This is a genomic window from Arthrobacter sp. K41, from assembly GCF_059089645.1.
Map to the genome: position 1 here is coordinate 626,636 of NZ_JBNHEW010000002.1, position 14,626 is coordinate 641,261.

Consider the following 14,626-nt stretch of genomic DNA (forward strand, 5'->3'; position numbering starts at 1 on the left):
CCCATGTTCAGCCTGACCGTACGCCGCCACTTTATGATCGCCCACAGTCTTCCCCGGGAGGCCTTCGGCCCCGCCCAGGCCATGCACGGGGCAACGTTTGTCGCTGAGGTGACCTTCCGCCGTCGGACGCTCAACAATGACGCCATCGTGCTGGACATCGGTGCCGCGGGAACCATCATCGAGGAGGTGCTGTCCGGCCTGAATTACCGCAACCTGGACGAGCACCCGGACTTTGAAGGCAGGCTCAGCACCACCGAAGCGCTGGCTGAGTACATCGCCCAGTCAGTTGCGGGCAAGCTGAAGGAGGACGACGACGGCCGCCAACTCGCCGGCGTCGACGTCACGCTCCGGGAGAACCCGGACGCCTGGGCAACCTGTTCGATGGAACTGAACGCTTAGCCCGTGCGCCCCATCCGGCTCCTCGTACCAGCCAACATCCGCCACAACTCCGGTGGCAATGTCTATAACGCCCGGCACGTTGAGGGGCTGCGAAGGCTGGGCGCGGAGGTGGAGGTGCTGCCTGTGGAGGGTTCCTGGCCGGAGTCCACCCCGGAAGAACGACGGCGGCTGGGCCCTTTACTCAGCGCCTGGGCGCCGTAGGACCAACCATCAGTCGTGACGATTCTGGACGGACTGATCGCAATGGGCCCCCGGAGGAGCTGGAGTTTGCCGCCAACGCCCGGCGCGAGACCTGGGTGCTGGTGCACATGCCGGCACCTGCGCACCACGAGCTGGAGGCACGGTCGTTGCGGGCGGCTTCGGGCATTGTGTGTACCAGCAGCTGGGCAGCCGACGTCCTTGCAGCACGCCATGGCTCACAGGGACTGCGCATCGCACTTCCCGGGACCGGTTCCGCGCCCCGCTCGGAGGGATCGGTCCCGCCGCACATTGTCACCGTGGCCGCGCTCCTGCCTAATGAGGAGCAGCTGCTGACCATTGAAGCTCTGGCGCGCATCAAGGACCTCCCGTGGACTGCAGCGCTTGTTGGATCGGATCAGGCCGACCCGGAGTACGCAGGCCTCGTGCGGGCCGCGGTCGCAGCGCACGGGCTCGAGCGGCGGGTGCGCGTAGCAGGTGAGCTGCGGGGCCAGGCGTTGGAAGAGGAATGGAACAGGGCAGACCTGAGCGTCCTGGTTTCCGAGGCTGAGGCCTTCGGTATGGTGGTCACGGAATCGCTGCCGCACGGGATTCCCGTAGTGATACGCGCGGGAACAGGTGCTGTGGAAGCCCTCACCTTTGCCGCCCCGGTCGACGGCGAAAGCATCCGCTTCCCCGGTACGGCCGTGCAGTTCCCACAAAACGGCGATCCGGAAAACCCGGACGTGCTGGCCGGGGTCCTGCGGCGCTGGCTGCTGGACAGCGAAACCAGGAGCACCTGGCGCTCCGCAGCGGTGGAGACGAGGGGCCGTTTACCCGGCTGGGACAGACAGCCGCGCAAGTGCTGGACATGCTTCGGGGGTGAAAGGTAGCAGTGCCGCATGTACTCGGCAGCAGCTATAAACGGGTGCGGTGCCCCGCGAAGAAGTTCCGCAACAACCCGCCGCACTCGTCCTCACGGACCCCTGCGTAAACCTCAACCCAGTGATTCAGCCGACGCTCCCGCAAAACGTCGAACACCGAGCCCGCGGCTCCGGCTTTCTGGTCCCACGCCCCAAAAACCACCCTGGGTATCCGCGCCAGGACAATGGCACCGGCGCACATGGCGCACGGCTCCAGCGTCACCACCAGCGTGCAATCGGACAACCGCCATCCGTCTCCGCTCACGCCGTCAGCCTTTGAAAGCTCGCGCAGCCGCGCCGCAGCCTCCCGGATGGCAACTACTTCGGCGTGGGCGGTAGGGTCTCCCAGCTCCTCCCGCTGGTTCCGTCCGGAACCCAGCACTGCGCCGTCGGGCCCTAGTACTACGGCCCCGATCGGCACGTCTTCTGTGGCAAGGGCACGGCGCGCCTCCGCCAGGGCAAGGCCCATCCACACGTCGTGATTCTTTTCCCCGGAGACCATGGCTCAATGATAGTTTCGAAGGATACCCAGAACCCGTCAGGTACGCCGCCGGGAGGCAACGTGAGCAGAGTCCGGAAACGCGTGGACAAGTGGATCAAGCCTTACGCCGCCCTCTGGTTAACCATGATCGTCGGTGGCGCGCTGGTGCTCGCCATGGCCCTGCTGGGAGCCGAGGTCTACTCGGATGTGGTGGACGAGGAAGGGTTGGCGGGCCTCGATATTCCGGCGCTGGAGTATTCCCAATCCCTGCGGAACCCCGACGTCAACGCCTTCGCTACAGCCTTCACCAATGTGGGCGGCGGCATTGGCATGCCGATCGTCGCGACCATTCTCACGGCCTGGTTGACCTTCCTGAGCCGGACCTGGCGTCCCATCGTCCTGGTGGGCGGTGCCGCCCTTGTTTCCACCACGGCCACCACCATGGGTAAGCGTCTTGTCGGCAGGACCCGGCCGGATCATTCCGAGGCCGTGCCGCCCTTCGAATCGTCCCCGTCGTTTCCCAGCGGCCACACATTGAATACCACTGTGGTTATTGGCGTTTTGGTGTACATTATGTGCCTTCAGTTCCAGGCCCTCTGGGCCCGGATAACCGCCATCACTGCCGGGGTTCTCTTCATCATCGCCATGGGCCTGAGCAGGGTTTTCCTGGGGCACCACTGGATGACCGACGTCATGGCGGGATGGTTCCTGGGGCTCGCCTGGGTCTGCATGGTGATCCTCGCCCATCGGCTGTTCCACCTCGTGCGGAAGCGCGAGCACGCCGGCCCCGCCCCGGATTTTGAGCATCCGGTTCTTCGCGAGGAGCACAGCGAGGACCCGCTCCCCAGCAACGCGGGCACCTCCGGAAGGAATAACGGCACCGCCCCGCAAGGAAACGACGGCGGCACCTTGCGCAGGAGCGACGGCGGCTCCTTGCGGGGGAGCGACGGCTCCTCGCGGACGGGCGCGGGAGGCTGAGAGCCGAGGGGCACCAGCAGCCGGGTGATAGTTTTGACCCATGCGCACTCTCGTTGTTGACCACCCGCTGGTCGCCCACAAGCTCACCGTCCTGCGGGACAAGAACACGCCGTCCCCGGTCTTCCGGCAGTTGACGGAGGAGCTTGTGACACTCCTTGCATACGAGGCCACGCGCGAGGTCCGCACCGAGCCCGTCACCATCGAAACACCGGTCAGCACCACTGTGGGCACCGCGTTCACCAAACCCACCCCGTTGGTGGTCCCCATCCTGCGCGCCGGGCTGGGGATGCTGGAGGGCATGACCAAACTCGTTCCCACCGCAGAGGTCGGCTTCCTGGGCATGGCACGTGACGAAGAAACCCTGGACATCATCACCTACGCCGAGCGACTCCCCGAGGACCTCACTGACCGGCAGATCTTCGTCCTGGATCCGATGCTCGCCACCGGCGGAACCTTGCGCGAAGCCATCAAGTTCCTCTTCAAGCGCGGAGCATCGGATGTGACATGCATCTGCCTCCTGGCCGCTCCGGAAGGCCTGGCCAAGCTCGAGGAGGAACTCGCGGACGCAAACGTGACGATCGTCCTTGCCTCCATCGACGAAAAGCTCAACGAGAAGTCGTACATCGTGCCCGGGCTCGGGGACGCGGGGGACCGCCTCTACGGCATTGCAGGGTAGTCCTCAAGCCTTTTCCATTCCTTGTGCCGCCGCTAGCCTGTGCGGATGGACTGGAAACTGGAACTTGTGTATGTCCCTGTATCAGACGTAGACCGCGCGAAGGATTTCTACGTTAACAAGGTGGGGTTCAATGCCGACTTCGACGAACGGCCAACTGACTCCATCCGCTTTGTCCAGCTGACACCGCCGGGCTCTGCGTGCTCAATCTGCATTGGTGACGGGCTCACGGACGCCCCTCCGGGCACCGGCTCCAACCTCCAGCTCGTGGTGAACGACATGCAATCCGCCCACCAACACCTGAAGGGCAACGGAGTGGACGTCAGCGACGTGGACGTGCAGGACTGGGGCCACTTTGTGTACTTCGCCGACCCGGACGGCAACAGGTGGGCGGTGCAGTACATCCCCGGCCGCGACGCCTAACCTTCACGGGGGCGCAGGCACGCGGGCAGGAAATGGCAGAGGACACAAAAGCGGCGGACGTTATTTTTTGCCGGCTTTGAGGTCCGCCACTGCCTTGGCGATGCGTCGCTGCCGGGTTTCGGGGGTCTTGGCTTCACCCAACGGATCAACGTACCGGCGCTGGGCACTGTAGTTCAGGGTGGCATAGAACTCCTGGGCGGCGGGCTCGGCAGCCAGTGCGGACGCAAGGTCCTCGGGCATCTCCACTACCCGGGGCTGGGTGTCGAGTTCCAGGTCCACCTCCACAGTGTCTCCTGCGGCAACGCCAACAAACTCCCTGTTGGCCGCACTCAGTGAGACCAGGATTTGCCCGCCCATCACGGCAATGCTGCTGCGGTAGCTCTTGCCGTTGATGGTGACCACCACAGGCGCCCGCTTGCCGGCCCCGAGCTCCGAAACAACATCCCCGGGAACCTCGATGCCGGTCTTGTTTCCGCTGCCCTGGATCGTGGTGGTAAACCTCATGAATGACAGTATGCCGCGCGGCCCGCACCTTCAGAAGGTGCGGGCCGCACGGCTGACAGGTTCTTGATATCCCGGGCGTTTAGTACCAGTTGTTGGACAAGTGGAAGTTCAACGCGCCGCACGGGGACTGGTAGCGCTCCTGAATGTAGTTCAGGCCCCAGTTGATCTGTGTGCGGTAGTTGGTGAGGTAGTCCGCGCCTGCGCTGGCCATCTTTTCGGCCGGCAGGGACTGGACAATGCCGTAGGCGCCGCTGCTCGGGTTGGTGGCCGTGGTGGTCCAGTCCGATTCCTTGATCCACAGAGTAACCAGGCACTGCATCTGGTCAGGAGCCCAGCCGTAGTTGCCAAGCTGGCCGGCCGCATAGGCCTGGGCGCCGGCGGGATCATTGACCGCGACGACGGGGGCAGGCTCGGGGGCGGCCGCCGGTGCGGGCTCGGGAGCGGGTGCCGGTGCCGGCTCGGGAGCCGGTGCCGGTGCAGGTTCGGGTGCCGGTGCAGGCTCGGCCGCCTGCGGTACAACGTTGATTTCCGGCAGGGCCGGGGCTGCCGACTCCGGCGCGGGATTCGCCGTGATCTCGCTCTTTTCGATGCTGAGGTTGGACTGCGCCTCAACCGCCTGTGTTTCGGTGGCAGCTGCGCGGATGCTGGTTTCGGTAGCTTGTCCTGCAGCTCCAACTCCAATAAGGAGTGCGCATGACGCGGCAATCACTGCCGCGCGCTTGCCGAACGAAGGGATTTTGCCAGTTTCAGGCCCGGCCTGCGGTGCAGACTCAATTTTCGGACGTGGCTGTGCCAGGAATTTGAACATGATGAATCGCCTCTCACACCTGCGGAGTTAGCTGTCGGGTTCGGATGAGGGCATCCGGCCTTACGGAAAGTTCACGTGCTGGCTTAACCCCAAGGGCAATCAGTGCCCGGGACGGTGGGTCCCCCGCCTCTGCCTATGTTCAAGAGGAATCCGGGAAGTGGCAGAGCTTGGCGTCATCCGGATATGCGGCCCGAACGCCCGAACCGCACCCTATCGACGGTACAGGAACCAGACCGTAAGTCACAACTTGGTAACAGAGATCACGACGACGGCGCGTCGCCTTGTCGAAGCAGCAACCGGAGAAATGGCGTTTTCGCTATTGAGCTGACTTCGTGCGTTATGCCCCTGTTACCCCGAGCCACGGTGTCGGTTGAGGAGTCAGGGATGGCAGGCTGCGCTGCCGCCGCTTGAGGTGAAAGCGGGCCAGGCCGCCCAGATTCGTCACGTGCTTCGGCCGATTTCCCGGGGCTACTAGTGGCCGCTACTGGACAGTGAGCGACGAAAGGAAGGCGATTCCGGCAATTTGAAGACGCATGAAGAAAGCGAACTTGTGCGCACTGTTCGCCGAATTAAGTTGCGCTGGCACCTTCAGGAGGAGCGTCAAACGGGATATTGATCAGCAATCTGACCATCAGCCAGAATCGTGATCTGCGACACGTTAAGCGCTTTTGTCTCACTATCCGGACGAAGCGGTCCATTGTTACTTGCAAGTTAGCATTGTTACGCTGCACACTTCCATTGTGAACAAGAACTCAACAGCACCTGCAGCCGCAGAACATTGGCCCAGCACATCCGCTGCTGCCGACATGCGCTGTTGTCGAATGTACGCCTGATCTTCCCACCCCTCGAAGTTAGTAGGCATACGCCCCCAGCCCAGCGTCGGGCGTCCCTCCCCGCAGTCCATGCGGGGAACCCAGCATTCGAGCCGCGATGACGGCCATTCACATTGAGGTAAGCAATCCATGTCAGTTGCATCCGGATACGTCCACATTTCTGTCCGTAACGCCGCCAAAGGTGGCCAGCCTTCCGGCCTCCGCCCCGGTTTCGGACCGCGCACGTCGCTCGCTCCCGCAACTTCGGGAAGCAGCTTTCCCGGCGCGGGCTATGGCCCCCAGGGCTTCAATCCCAACTCCTACGGCCAACTCCGCGCCGTTCCGCCGGCTGACTCCGCGCCGGTGACGGCTCCCACTCCCGTAGTGGCCGGCCCCGCCCCGGTCCGCCCGGTAGCCAATGAGAACGTTGCCCGCGGATTCGTTCTGTACATGGGAATTGATGAGGAAACTGCGGCCGCCGCCGGCACCTCCATCGCCAAGCTTGCCCAGGAAATCCGCGCCTACGCCCAGTCCCTGGTAACCGGAGCCGAAAGCTACGCCGCTGTTGCCGTAGCCCCGGCCGGCACCCCCGGGTCAGCGCTCGACGTCGTCCGCTCCACGTTCGGTGACCCCACGGTTAACACCCGGCAGCGCACGGAAACCCCGCGGCCCCAGCAGCCCCAGGAACCGCGCCCCTCAGGCGTCCTCATCGACCTGGCCCGCCGCGAAGTACACCTTGATGGTGAATCCCTGAACCTGACGTTCAAGGAGTTTGAGCTCCTCAACTACCTTGTGGAAAACGGAACCCGCACCGTGGGCCGTGACGAACTGCTTGAAGGCCTGTGGCGGAACGCCGAAGAAGTCCCTAACGAGCGCACCATCGACGTCCACATCCGCCGCCTCCGCTCGAAGCTTGGCCGCCTCGCCAACACCGTTCGCACGGTGCGCGGCCAGGGCTACCGGTTCTACGAGCACCCCGAGGTTATCGTCTGGGCCGCTCCGGAATACTCGATCTAGCCCCTCAGAGCGTTGGCCGCCCCTGCCGGGGCGGGCATTAAGCTTAAGCCATGAGCCAGCACCATCTTCGACGCCTTGTGATCATGCGGCACGCCAAGGCGGACTGGCCCGGCGGTGTGGCGGATCACGACCGTCCCCTGGAGGAGCGGGGCCACCGGGAGGCGCCGCTTGCCGGGCGTTGGTTGCTTAAGCACAACATCGTGCCCGACTTCATCTTGTGCTCCAGCGCCCTGCGGACCCGCCAGACCTGCACCTGGGTGTGCTCCGAACTGGGTGACAAGGCGCCCACGCCCAAACTCGAAGACGGGCTTTACGCCGCCTCGGCCCTCCGTATGCTGACGGTGGTCAACCATGTTCCGGATACCGTGACCACGCTTATGCTGATCGCGCACCTGCCCGGCGTGCAGGATCTTGCGATGCACCTCGCCTCCCGTGATTCTGACCACGACGCCTACATGGACGCCGCCACGAGGTATCCCACCAACGCGCTTACCGTCCTCGAAACTGAAAAGTCCTGGGCGGAGCTGGACGGGCAGGACGCACGGATCACCAGGTTCAAGGTGCCGCGGTCACACTGAGCCAGGCTACTTCCTGGGCGCGGGACGGCGCTGGGGCTGGAAAGGCCGTGTTTGCCGTGCTGCCGGCCCGCCGGCGTTCCTGTCGCGGGAAGCGGTTCGCGCGCCGCTGGCCCGGGCTGCGCCCGGGTGTTGCACTCTGCCTCGCCGCCCCGGCCATACGGCCCCCGCGAACAGTGCCGCCAGGGCTGTCAGCAGCGAGAGCGCGGCCAGGAAGAAGTAGTTATCCGGGTCTGAGGTGGGCAGTGGGGTGCCGAACAGTGAGGTCTGGCCGGCGAAGGCCGCTTCCCAGGTGCTCAGGAAGGCAAGCGATCCCGCTATGGCGAGGCTGGTGGAGAAACCAGCGACGACGAGCATAAAGATGCGGCGGCGGCGGAGCACTTCCGCAATGCAGGCGACGCAGGCGAGGCTCAGGACGCCAAGGAAAGCGATGAACACCGGCTCCGCCAGGGTCATGCCCGTCAGGATCAGCAGCCCGGCAGCCACGATGCCGGCGATGACCGCGAACTTGCCGCTGTTTCCCATGTGACGCATGACCACCATCATCCCCGAAGAGGGGCAACTTCCACTCGTAGCCGCGCGAGTCAACCATAATGGCTGCAACACTTTGGTCCCTCGGTGCAGCCAGCCCGCCCAGCGGCACGCTCGCACCTCTGCCGTCGCCTACAGCCCGTACTTCTCCAGCAGCCGCAGCCATACCTCACTGATGGTGGGGTAAGAGGGCACTGCATGCCAGAGGCGCTCCAATGGCACTTCGCCCACCACGGCGATGGTGGCCGCATGCAGGAGCTCCGCAACGTCCGGTCCGCAGAACGTTGCGCCCAGGAGAACCCTGCGGTCCTCATCCACCACCAGCTGTGCCCACCCCTCGTAATTTTCGGAGTGCAGTGAGGAGCCGGCCACCTGGATGGGAAGTTCCACCGAGGAAGCGTTGTAGCCTTCCTGTTGTGCTGTTTCCAGGGTCCGACCGACGGCTGCCAGCTCCGGGTCCGTGAATACGACACTGGGTACTGCATGCTCGTTGGCAGTCTGTGCGAAGCGGCTCCAGTCCCTCGCTGTGCCGCTCAGTTCACCCTTCGCCCGCGCAGCGATGGCATCTCCTGTGGCGCGTGCCTCGTACTTGCCCTGGTGGGTATAAAGGTTTTTTCCTGCGGCGTCACCCACTGCATAGAGCCAGGGCTCCTCTCCGGGAGCTCCATTGACCAGCCCGGAATTGTCTGTCTTGAGGACCAGGTGCCCTGACTCATCCGGTTCAAACCCCACGCTTTCCAGCCCCAGGCCCTCCAGGGCCGGATGCCGGCCTGTGGCCACGAGGACTTTTTCGGCAGTCACGCTGGAACCGTTACCGAGGTGCAGCCTCAGCGTCCCGTCGTCGTTCTGGCTGATGCTTTCGGCAGCTGTATTGAGCCGGATCTCGACGCCGTCTGCACGCAGTCCTGCCGCGACCAGGCGTGCTGCTTCCGGCGGGAAGTTTCCGAGCAGGCCGCTGCGCGCCACCAGTGTTACTTTTGAGCCCAGCCGGGCATAGGCCTGGGCCAGTTCGGTGCCGGCCACGCCGCCTCCCAGCACCGCCAGCCGTGGCGGCACTTCCTTGGCTGACGTCGCCTCCCGGGTGCCCCACACCTGCACGTCCTCGAGCCCCTCGACAGGGGGAGTGTTGGGTGCTGAGCCGGTGGCAAGCACCACGGCATGGCGGGCCTGAAGCTGGTAGGAGTTGCCATCAAGCCCTGCCACTTCAACGGACCCCGGCGCAGTCAGCCACGCATGGCCCCGCAGAAGTTCGATGCCGGTGTCCTCTACCCACTTAACCTGTCCGTCATCCTGCCAATTGGATGTGAGGGAGTCCCGGCGCTTCAAGACGGCTGCGGCGTTAAGGGTCCGCGTCACTGCTTCCTTGGCTCCGGGGGAGGCCTGCGCTCCGTGGAGGGCTGTGCCGGGCCGGAGCAGGGCTTTTGACGGCATGCACGCCCAGTAGGAGCATTCGCCGCCCACCAGTTCCGCTTCCACCAGCACGGCGGTAAGGCCGCCCTGCACCACCCGGTCAGCCACGTTTTCCCCCACGGCGCCTGCGCCGATAACTACAACATCAAATTCACGCAAAATCGCCTCGGGCATCATGGGGAAAGCCTACGCCCGCGACTGCACTGGGAAGGACGTGACTGCATTGGGAAGGACGTGACCGCAGGAGGCCCTTCAGCAGAAAGCAAAAGGTCCGCACCGGTAAACCGGTGCGGACCTTCTTCTGTGCGCCCAAAGGGATTCGAACCCCTGACCTTCTGTTCCGTAGACAGACGCTCTATCCAGCTGAGCTATGGGCGCATCTCGTGTCCCAGGAGAAGAACCGCTCTCCCTGAACCTCGAATTACTTTACGCGAGGGTTGGCCGTGATGCCAAATCGACTGCCGTGTAATATCCGCAACTAGACCGGTCTACGTGACCTTTGTCACTTTGTTGTACGATTTGAGCTCAAAATTCCTTGATTTCCCGCGGAAAGACATTTTGAGGGCGCCAGATGATCAGCATACGTCCCAAAAACCCGAGTGGTCCGGACCATAGCATTTAGCACACACCGATGAACCCGAGGAAGGGAACCGAAATGGGCGATCTGGCGCAGAAGCCGCTGCTTGAGAAAGCACCCACCACACATGCCGGCCTGCTGGCATGGGTCGAGGAGGTTGCTGAGCTTACGCAGCCGGACCGCATCTACTGGGTAGACGGCTCTGAAGAGGAAAACACCCGTCTTACCGACGAACTTGTTGCGGCCGGAACGCTGACCCGGTTGAACCAGGAGCTTTTCCCCAACTCCTTCGCCGCTTTCTCGGACCCCGCTGACGTGGCCCGAGTCGAAGAGCAGACCTTCATCTGCTCCGAAAAGGAGCACGACGCCGGCTTCACCAACAACTGGATGGCTCCGGACCTGATGAAGGAGAAGCTGCGCGGCCTGTTCGCCGGCTCCATGCGCGGGCGCACCATGTACATCATCCCGTTCGTTATGGGCCACCTCGACGCTGAGGACCCCAAGTTCGGCGTCGAGATCACGGACAGCGCCTACGTCGTCGCCTCGATGCGCATCATGGCGCGCATCGGCACCGACGTGCTGAACCGCATCACCGAGACCAACGCCTTCTACGTCCCGGCCCTCCACTCCCTCGGCGCCCCGCTGGAGCCCGGCCAGGCTGACGTGCCGTGGCCGTGCAACCCGGACAAGTGGATCGTGCACTTCCCCGAGGAGCGCTCCATCTGGTCCTTCGGCTCCGGTTACGGCGGAAACGCACTGCTGGGCAAGAAGTGCTACGCCCTGCGCATCGCCTCGGTCATGGCCCACGACGAGGGCTGGCTTGCCGAGCACATGCTGATCCTCAAACTGACCTCCCCGGAGCAGAAGACGTACTACGTTTCGGCGGCCTTCCCCTCCGCCTGCGGCAAGACCAACCTCGCCCTTCTCGATCCCACCATCAAGGGGTGGAAGGTGGAGACCCTGGGTGACGACATCACCTGGATGCGGTTCGGCAAGGAAGGCGAACTCCGTGCCGTCAACCCCGAGGCGGGCCTCTTCGGCGTGGCACCCGGCACGGGCTGGGGCACCAACCCCAACGCCATGCGTGCCATCGCCAAGGGCAACAGCATCTTCACGAACGTTGCGCTCACCGACGACGGCGGAGTCTGGTGGGAGGGCATGACGGACGAGGTGCCTGCGCACCTGACCGACTGGCAAGGCAACTCGTGGACTCCGGATTCGGACAAGCCTGCGGCGCACCCGAATTCGCGTTTCTGCACTCCGATCGACCAGATTGACATGCTGGCCGAGGAGTACCACAGCCCCAACGGCGTGGAACTTTCCGCCATCCTGTTCGGCGGACGCCGCAAGACCACCATTCCGCTGGTCACCGAAGCCCGCGACTGGACCAACGGCATCTTCATGGGCTCCACCCTGTCCTCGGAGACCACCGCCGCCGCAGCCGGTGCCGTGGGCGTGGTCCGCCGCGATCCCATGGCCATGCTGCCGTTCATTGGCTACGACGCCGGCGACTACCTGAACCACTGGGTCAACCTTTCCGCCAAGGCAAACCCGGAGCGCCTGCCCAAGATCTTCCTGGTGAACTGGTTCCGCCGGAACTCGGAGGGCGGCTTCGCGTGGCCCGGCTTCGGCGACAATGCCCGCGTCCTCAAGTGGGCTATTGAGCGCCTTGAAGGCAAGGCCGACGCCGTCGAAACCCCCATCGGGTTCGTGCCCACCGGTGATTCCATCGACCTCGAGGGCCTCGACATGACGCCCGCGCAGGTAGAGGAGGCCGTGAGGGTGGACCCCGCCGAGTGGGCTGCGGAGCTGGCCTCCATCGAGGAATGGTTCGCCAACTTCGGCGATTCCCTGCCGGATGCGCTCAAGTCCGAGCTCGAAGGCCTGAAGGCCCGCCTGGGCTGAGCCCGCATCAGGACAACGGCGTCCTGGAGTACGACGGCGGCCCCGCACCTTTCCAGCGAAAGGTGCGGGGCCGCCGTCGTTCCTTGACAGGGCCTCCGCCGCCGGAGGTTCCCTTGCGGAGCGAAGCTAGGGACGCGGCGGGGATTTAGCCTGCAAGCCAGATGTCCGGGCCGAAGACCTCGTAGTGGATCCGGGTGGCCGGGATGCCGGCGTTGATTGCCTCGCTGCGGATGTTCTTCATGAACGGCAGCGGGCCGCAGAGGTACAGGGACGCCCCGGCCGGAAGGTCCACTTCGCGCAGCGACATAAATCCTGTCCTGGCCCATGCCTCCGGCCGCTCCAGCCAGAGCTGCAGCTCCGCCCGGTCCAGGCGCTCGACGTCGTCCGTCATCTGGCTGCGCAGCGCCCAGCTGTCCAGGGAGCTTTCTGCGTGAAGCACCAGCACCTGCCGGACGGTCCCTGACTCTGCCAGGGACCGCAGGATGGAGGCGGTGGGGGTGCAGCCGATGCCCGCGGATGCCAGGACCACGGGACCATCGCCGTCCTTGAGGGTGATTTCACCGTAAGGGTTTGAGATTTCCAAAACGTCGCCCACCTGAACAGTGTTGTGAAGGACTGGGGAGACCTCACCGCCGTCGTCCAGTTTGGTGGTGAAACTGCGGGTGGTCCCGGCCTCGGCGGACAGGGAGTACTGGCGAACCTGGCGGAGGCCTTCCGGCAGGACCACTTTGACGCTGATGTACTGGCCGGGGAGCGCCGGCGTCACGGGGTGTCGTCGGCGGGCTCAAGAGTAAAGGTCATGGAGCCGGCCCCGGCGGGAGTCTTCGTACTGATCCGCCACGGCATCCACATCCTGTCGTTGGCCTGGCCCGCGTACAGCCCCTTCTCGAGTTTGATCAGGGCATCGGCCATGAGCCAGTAGACCTCGGTCCAGGCTTCAGCTATGTCGGGCGTGATGACCCCGGCCAGGTCTTCGGCAATCGCGGCGAACAGGTGCTCGTAGACCACCTGGTTCTGGGGCTCGGTGATGCCCAGGGACGCGTGCCGGTGGGCGATCCGTGAAAGGACAGTCTCGGGGAGGGTGCCCGGGTTGTTGACGAGGTGGGTGGCAAAGGCTGCAATGCTGCCCGCCAATGCCTGCTGCTGGTTGCCTGAGCGCTGGTTTGAGCGGCTGAACAGCCCGTCCAGGAGTTCCGGGTGCGCGGCGAACAACCGTTGGTAAAACTTAGGTGTGATTTCGCTGATGCGTGACCCGACGAGGGGCAGTGTGGCCTCGATGACAGGGCGGGATTTGTCCGAGAGCATAGGAACTCCTGAGGTAGTGACCGGGGCCTTCGTCGGCCGGATGGAATACCCGCATTGCTTGTATTCATATCCAATTTCTACAGGTTGTAGAAATTGGATCCAAATCCTGTTTGGAAGGCTTTGCGGAGGTCCGTAACGCAGGGGATGGCACTACCGGAGTGGCGCTTGGAGCCCCGGCCGCAGTCCGATCATTTCGAAGACCGGAGCCATCTGCCGGGAGGCAGGAAGATCGGCAATCACCACGCCGTCGAGCTCGCGGTAAAACGCCTCACGCGCCCGGGACAGGGCGGACCGGAGCTTGCATTCGCTGATGAGCGGGCAGTTCCCGCTGGGTGCAACGCACTCTGCAGCGTCGGACCGGGTATCCAATTGACGCAGGATCTGTCCGACAGTGGCATTCCGGCCTGCGTGGCTCAGCCGGGAACGCCAGTCCGGCCGCGCTCCACCTCGATCAGTCCCATGTTCCGCAGTTTTGCCATCGCTTTGCTGACATGGTTGTAGGGGGTGCCCACGGTGTCGGCGATGTTCTGCGTGGTGAGCAGGGTGCCACCGGGCGCGGCCGCCAGAACCATCAGGGCCCGCAGGCTCACGTCAGCAAAAGCGTTGATCTTCATGGCGTCAGCCGGTCTAGTCCACCCAGATGGCGGGCTCGCTGGCATCGGCTGCGAGCTCGCCGAACTCCCAGGTCCGGGTGGCGGCGTCGGCGGAGTACGGCAGTACGGCCGCGAACACCGGGCCGTCGCGGTGCTCGGTGGCTACATGGATGGCGTCCGAGTCCTCCTCCACCAACAGGATGTCGCACACCACTGCCGCTGCCCGGAAATCATCCCGGTTCTGGCGCAGCAGTGCCGTGAGGTCGCTGATCATGGCATCAGCGTCAAAGTCGCCGTCGGAACCTTCCTCCGCGTCCGCTGGGGAAACGGCGACCAGGCGTACCTCACCGTCGTTCTGCACTGTCAGCGCGAACGGCAGGAAGCCGCCGTTGCGTTGAAGCTGTTCCTGCGCGGCACTGATACCCGTCCCCAAAAGGTTTTCAAGGTCGGTCGCCGTGCTATCCGGTACGGAGTCCCGCCAGGAGGACTGCCCGCCAGCGCCCGATCCGGAGTTCAAATCCGTGTCCTCGGCCAT

General features: G+C 64.3%; 15 protein-coding genes, 1 tRNA gene, 2 pseudogenes and 1 riboswitch. Of the genes and pseudogenes, 9 read left to right on the plus strand and 9 right to left on the minus strand.

Annotation, left to right across the window (positions count from 1 at the left end; genetic code table 11):
• The first annotated feature begins 3 nt into the window (after window positions 1–3).
• The 3 genes from AC5RTE_RS07280 to AC5RTE_RS07290 all read left to right on the plus strand — a co-directional run bounded on the left by AC5RTE_RS07280 (window position 4) and on the right by AC5RTE_RS07290 (window position 1,469).
• Complete coding sequence (locus AC5RTE_RS07280) at window positions 4–399, plus strand: 6-pyruvoyl trahydropterin synthase family protein (RefSeq protein WP_494040714.1); 396 nt, start codon at window positions 4–6, stop codon at window positions 397–399.
• A 3-nt stretch (window positions 400–402) separates the two neighbouring features.
• Window positions 403–600: a hypothetical protein gene (locus AC5RTE_RS07285; protein ID WP_494040715.1), complete on the plus strand. Its 198-nt coding sequence runs from the start codon at window positions 403–405 to the stop codon at window positions 598–600.
• A 107-nt stretch (window positions 601–707) separates the two neighbouring features.
• Entirely contained in the window at window positions 708–1,469 is a 762-nt protein-coding gene (locus AC5RTE_RS07290; protein ID WP_494040716.1) for a glycosyltransferase, read from the plus strand.
• 25 nt (window positions 1,470–1,494) lie between these two features.
• Here AC5RTE_RS07290 and AC5RTE_RS07295 read toward each other — a convergent pair whose 3' ends face one another.
• Window positions 1,495–2,001: a nucleoside deaminase gene (locus tag AC5RTE_RS07295; protein WP_494040717.1), complete on the minus strand. Its 507-nt coding sequence runs from the start codon at window positions 1,999–2,001 to the stop codon at window positions 1,495–1,497.
• A 60-nt stretch (window positions 2,002–2,061) separates the two neighbouring features.
• Here AC5RTE_RS07295 and AC5RTE_RS07300 point away from each other — a divergent pair, with 60 nt between their 5' ends.
• From AC5RTE_RS07300 to AC5RTE_RS07310, 3 genes are read left to right on the plus strand one after another with little or no spacing between them, the layout of a single operon-like run.
• Window positions 2,062–2,958: a phosphatase PAP2 family protein gene (locus AC5RTE_RS07300; RefSeq protein WP_494040718.1), complete on the plus strand. Its 897-nt coding sequence runs from the start codon at window positions 2,062–2,064 to the stop codon at window positions 2,956–2,958.
• Between the two features lie 40 nt (window positions 2,959–2,998).
• On the plus strand, window positions 2,999–3,634 hold the full coding sequence (gene upp / locus AC5RTE_RS07305) for a uracil phosphoribosyltransferase (protein WP_494040719.1): 636 nt from the start codon (window positions 2,999–3,001) through the stop codon (window positions 3,632–3,634).
• A gap of 45 nt (window positions 3,635–3,679) precedes the next feature.
• The gene (locus AC5RTE_RS07310; RefSeq protein ID WP_494040720.1) at window positions 3,680–4,054 is read left to right on the plus strand and encodes a glyoxalase superfamily protein; all 375 of its coding nucleotides are present in this window, start codon (window positions 3,680–3,682) and stop codon (window positions 4,052–4,054) included.
• A gap of 60 nt (window positions 4,055–4,114) precedes the next feature.
• Here AC5RTE_RS07310 and AC5RTE_RS07315 read toward each other — a convergent pair whose 3' ends face one another.
• Complete coding sequence (locus tag AC5RTE_RS07315) at window positions 4,115–4,558, minus strand: YdeI/OmpD-associated family protein (protein ID WP_494040721.1); 444 nt, start codon at window positions 4,556–4,558, stop codon at window positions 4,115–4,117.
• Window positions 4,559–4,637: 79 nt separating this feature from the next.
• Window positions 4,638–5,366, minus strand: a complete 729-nt coding sequence (locus AC5RTE_RS07320) for an aggregation-promoting factor C-terminal-like domain-containing protein (protein WP_494040722.1) — start codon at window positions 5,364–5,366, stop codon at window positions 4,638–4,640.
• A 5-nt stretch (window positions 5,367–5,371) separates the two neighbouring features.
• Window positions 5,372–5,532, minus strand: a riboswitch (cyclic di-AMP (ydaO/yuaA leader).
• Between the two features lie 796 nt (window positions 5,533–6,328).
• Here AC5RTE_RS07320 and AC5RTE_RS07325 point away from each other — a divergent pair.
• Together AC5RTE_RS07325 and AC5RTE_RS07330 are read left to right on the plus strand one after the other, a co-directional pair.
• Window positions 6,329–7,195 (plus strand): winged helix-turn-helix domain-containing protein, encoded by an 867-nt coding sequence (locus AC5RTE_RS07325; protein ID WP_494040723.1) that lies wholly within the window; start codon window positions 6,329–6,331, stop codon window positions 7,193–7,195.
• A gap of 50 nt (window positions 7,196–7,245) precedes the next feature.
• Window positions 7,246–7,773 carry a SixA phosphatase family protein gene (locus tag AC5RTE_RS07330; protein ID WP_494040724.1) on the plus strand — a complete coding sequence of 176 codons (528 nt, stop codon included), beginning with the start codon at window positions 7,246–7,248 and terminating at the stop codon, window positions 7,771–7,773.
• A 6-nt stretch (window positions 7,774–7,779) separates the two neighbouring features.
• Here the strand turns inward: AC5RTE_RS07330 and AC5RTE_RS07335 are convergent, their stop codons facing one another.
• From AC5RTE_RS07335 to AC5RTE_RS07345, 3 genes are all read right to left on the minus strand, one after another.
• Window positions 7,780–8,304, minus strand: a complete 525-nt coding sequence (locus AC5RTE_RS07335) for a hypothetical protein (protein WP_494040725.1) — start codon at window positions 8,302–8,304, stop codon at window positions 7,780–7,782.
• Window positions 8,305–8,433: 129 nt separating this feature from the next.
• A complete protein-coding gene (locus AC5RTE_RS07340) occupies window positions 8,434–9,888 on the minus strand; it encodes a dihydrolipoyl dehydrogenase family protein (protein ID WP_494040726.1) in 1,455 nt (484 codons plus the stop codon).
• A gap of 127 nt (window positions 9,889–10,015) precedes the next feature.
• A tRNA-Arg gene (locus AC5RTE_RS07345) sits at window positions 10,016–10,089 on the minus strand.
• Window positions 10,090–10,366: 277 nt separating this feature from the next.
• Here AC5RTE_RS07345 and AC5RTE_RS07350 point away from each other — a divergent pair.
• On the plus strand, window positions 10,367–12,193 hold the full coding sequence (locus AC5RTE_RS07350; protein WP_494040727.1) for a phosphoenolpyruvate carboxykinase (GTP): 1,827 nt from the start codon (window positions 10,367–10,369) through the stop codon (window positions 12,191–12,193).
• A gap of 145 nt (window positions 12,194–12,338) precedes the next feature.
• Here AC5RTE_RS07350 and AC5RTE_RS07355 read toward each other — a convergent pair.
• The 3 genes and pseudogenes from AC5RTE_RS07355 to AC5RTE_RS07365 form a co-directional block, all read right to left on the minus strand.
• Window positions 12,339–13,498 (minus strand): annotated as a pseudogene (locus tag AC5RTE_RS07355) (globin domain-containing protein).
• Window positions 13,499–13,648: 150 nt separating this feature from the next.
• Window positions 13,649–14,112 (minus strand): annotated as a pseudogene (locus AC5RTE_RS07360) (RrF2 family transcriptional regulator).
• 13 nt (window positions 14,113–14,125) lie between these two features.
• A complete protein-coding gene (locus tag AC5RTE_RS07365; RefSeq protein ID WP_494040728.1) occupies window positions 14,126–14,626 on the minus strand; it encodes a hypothetical protein in 501 nt (166 codons plus the stop codon).

What these genes read in the sequence shown, in the direction of transcription:
- AC5RTE_RS07280 (WP_494040714.1), top strand. Translation starts at nt 4, where the DNA reads ATGTTCAGCCTGACCGTACGCCGCCACTTTATGATCGCCCACAGTCTT.
- AC5RTE_RS07290 (WP_494040716.1), top strand. Translation starts at nt 708, where the DNA reads ATGCCGGCACCTGCGCACCACGAGCTGGAGGCACGGTCGTTGCGGGCG.
- AC5RTE_RS07295 (WP_494040717.1), bottom strand. Translation starts at nt 2,001, where the DNA reads ATGGTCTCCGGGGAAAAGAATCACGACGTGTGGATGGGCCTTGCCCTG.
- upp (WP_494040719.1), top strand. Translation starts at nt 2,999, where the DNA reads ATGCGCACTCTCGTTGTTGACCACCCGCTGGTCGCCCACAAGCTCACC.
- AC5RTE_RS07310 (WP_494040720.1), top strand. Translation starts at nt 3,680, where the DNA reads ATGGACTGGAAACTGGAACTTGTGTATGTCCCTGTATCAGACGTAGAC.
- AC5RTE_RS07315 (WP_494040721.1), bottom strand. Translation starts at nt 4,558, where the DNA reads ATGAGGTTTACCACCACGATCCAGGGCAGCGGAAACAAGACCGGCATC.
- AC5RTE_RS07320 (WP_494040722.1), bottom strand. Translation starts at nt 5,366, where the DNA reads ATGTTCAAATTCCTGGCACAGCCACGTCCGAAAATTGAGTCTGCACCG.
- AC5RTE_RS07325 (WP_494040723.1), top strand. Translation starts at nt 6,329, where the DNA reads ATGTCAGTTGCATCCGGATACGTCCACATTTCTGTCCGTAACGCCGCC.
- AC5RTE_RS07330 (WP_494040724.1), top strand. Translation starts at nt 7,246, where the DNA reads ATGAGCCAGCACCATCTTCGACGCCTTGTGATCATGCGGCACGCCAAG.
- AC5RTE_RS07335 (WP_494040725.1), bottom strand. Translation starts at nt 8,304, where the DNA reads ATGCGTCACATGGGAAACAGCGGCAAGTTCGCGGTCATCGCCGGCATC.
- AC5RTE_RS07340 (WP_494040726.1), bottom strand. Translation starts at nt 9,888, where the DNA reads ATGATGCCCGAGGCGATTTTGCGTGAATTTGATGTTGTAGTTATCGGC.
- AC5RTE_RS07350 (WP_494040727.1), top strand. Translation starts at nt 10,367, where the DNA reads ATGGGCGATCTGGCGCAGAAGCCGCTGCTTGAGAAAGCACCCACCACA.
- AC5RTE_RS07365 (WP_494040728.1), bottom strand. Translation starts at nt 14,626, where the DNA reads ATGGCCGAGGACACGGATTTGAACTCCGGATCGGGCGCTGGCGGGCAG.